This window comes from Mesorhizobium sp. M4B.F.Ca.ET.089.01.1.1 (assembly GCF_004022605.1).
GTDB classification, from domain to species: Bacteria; Pseudomonadota; Alphaproteobacteria; order Rhizobiales; family Rhizobiaceae; genus Mesorhizobium; species Mesorhizobium abyssinicae.
In genome coordinates this window covers 1-2,367 of record NZ_RZOS01000657.1, presented here as the reverse complement: position 1 = coordinate 2,367, position 2,367 = coordinate 1, and the positions used below count along the sequence as shown (strand labels likewise).

Sequence of the window (2,367 nt, the reverse complement as noted above, 5' to 3'; positions counted from 1 at the left end):
ACGCTGGAGATCCCGAGCATGCCGTTCAACCTGTTCGTGATGCCCAACCTGCCACTGGCTGTATCCGACGCGGCGGAGAGTTTTTGGACGGCAGCGCACTGGTACCTCGCCTATGCCGGCATCGCGCTCGTCGTCCTGCATATCCTGGCCGCGTTGCGCCATCATTTCTGGCTGCGCGACAGCGTGCTTGCGCGCATGATCACGCCTTCGTCAGGCCGGGAATAGAAGACCGCCGTCGTTCGTTGGTGAGGCGAGAAGACAGCAATGCGCTGCCTCAGAAAAAGGACCTCCCCCATGCATGCGCGCATCCTTGGATTGGCGGCCCTTGCCGCTTGCCTTGCCGTGCCCGCCATCGCGGCGGTGGCGCTCAGCGACGCCGCCGGCAGCTACACGATCAGCCCGGCCGCATCGAACATCCGCTTCACCATCGGCAAGGCGGGCGGCGGCGGCTTCGACGGCGCCTTCGCCCGCTTCAAGGGCAGCATCCGCATCGACAACGGCAATGTCGAACGCTCGCAGGTCAACCTCACCATCTTTCCCGAGAGCGTCGGCACCGGCCAGAACCGCATCGATGCCTTCCTGCGCTCCGACGCGGTGTTCGACAGCACCAACAGCCCGGAAATCCAGTTCCGCTCGACCAATGTGACCCGTACCGGCGACACGACGGCCTTGGTCACCGGCCGGCTGACGGCGCGCGGCAAGACGTTTCCGGAAAAATTCACCGCCGAGCTCAGCAGCCTCAAGGCCGGCACGATCAAATTCCACGTCACCGGCAAGGTGTTGAGGTCACGCTACGGCATGGATGTCGGCACGCCGATCTATTCCAACGTCGTCAACTTCGACATGACGCTGACGGGCAAGAGGGGCTGAGGCGCATTTCCTCGCCCCCGGCAAAGCGGGCCACGCTATGCACACATCTTCTGTGATTGGCGTGACTGATCAGGCCGTAGCTTGATTGCCACGTGGTTCCCCCAATCCGTCGCTGCTTCGCAGTGCCACCTTTCCCCCCTCCGGAGGGAAAGGAAGGGAGCGTTGCTGGAGGAGCGTTGATGGCAAAAAGCTAGGCGCCTTCCTCTACCCCGTCGATCGGGAGAGAGGTGGCTCGGCGAAGCCGAGACGGAGTGGGGGTCGACCAGCGCTACATTGGACAATGCATGCGCCAAGCTACGGAGCGTCTGCGATTGGCTTTTCCCCTGAATTGGGGCACACCTCCATGATGTAAATCGACATGGAGAAGCGTGATGTTCCGATGGGGTGTTCTGTCGACGGCCAAGATCGGCCGCGAGCAGCTGTTGCCGGCGATCGTCGAGGCGGAGAACGGCGTCCTGTCGGCGATCGCCAGCCGCGATCTGGCGAAAGCCCGGGCGCTCGCCGACCGTTTCGGCGCGCCGCATGCTTTCGGCTCCTATGAGGAACTGCTCGCGTCGAAGGACATCGACGGCGTCTACATCCCGCTGCCCACCTCGCAGCATGTCGAGTGGACGGCCAAGGCGATCCAAGCCGGAAAACATGTGCTGGTCGAGAAGCCGCTGGCGCTCGACGCCAAGGACATCGCGCCGCTGATCAAGCTGCGCGATGAGAAGAAGGTGCTGGTCTGCGAAGCCTTCATGGTCATCTACCACCCGCAATGGATCAAGGTGCGCGACCTGATCGCCAGCGGCGCCATCGGCCGGCTGCGCCACGTGCAGGGCGCGTTCTCCTATTACAACGTCGACCCCAAGAACATGCGCAACCAGCTCGACCTCGGCGGCGGCGCGTTGCCCGACATCGGCGTCTACCCGACAGTGTCGACACGCTTTTCGACCGGCAAGGAGCCGCAGCGCGTGCAGGCGACGATCGAGCGCGACAAGACCTTCGGCACCGACATCTATTCCTCGATCCGCGCCGATTTCGGCGATTTCGAACTGTCCTTCTACCTGTCGACGCAGATGGCGGCGCGGCAGGTGATGGTGTTCCACGGCGAGAAGGGTTTCATCGAGGTGTTCTCGCCGTTCAATGCCGGGCTCTACGACCACCATCGGGTCGAGCTGCACAACCAAAACCACACCGAGGCGCAGGTGTTCCGCTTCCCCGGCACGCAGCAGTACCGGCTGGAGGTCGAGACCTTCGCCAGGGCGGCGCAGGGCGGCAAGGAGCGCGTCTTCACGCTGGAGGAATCGGTGCTCAACCAGAAGGTCATCGATGCCATCTTCCGCGCCGGCGGCAAGGACGGCTGGGAACCGGTCTGAGTCTTTGTCTTGACGCAATTCCGGACGGAAAACCGCTTCACACTTTTCCTGGAATTGCTCTATCGGCCTTGGGGGGAGCAAAAATGGCTGACGATGCGGATGTCATCATTGTCGGCGCGGGGCTGGCCGGCCTCGTCGC

The 2,367-nt window shown here is 63.2% G+C and carries 3 protein-coding genes; all 3 read left to right on the top strand.

The features are described 5' to 3' along the window. Window positions 1–225 (top strand): cytochrome b/b6 domain-containing protein (locus EN780_RS32305; RefSeq protein ID WP_189556921.1); only part of this gene is annotated, 225 nt, incomplete at its 5' end. Window positions 226–294: 69 nt separating this feature from the next. After that, a complete protein-coding gene (locus EN780_RS32300; protein WP_127391976.1) occupies window positions 295–870 on the top strand; it encodes a YceI family protein in 576 nt (191 codons plus the stop codon). A 371-nt stretch (window positions 871–1,241) separates the two neighbouring features. Further along, complete coding sequence (locus EN780_RS32295) at window positions 1,242–2,228, top strand: Gfo/Idh/MocA family oxidoreductase (protein ID WP_128276299.1); 987 nt, start codon at window positions 1,242–1,244, stop codon at window positions 2,226–2,228. The last annotated feature ends 139 nt before the right edge of the window (window positions 2,229–2,367 follow it).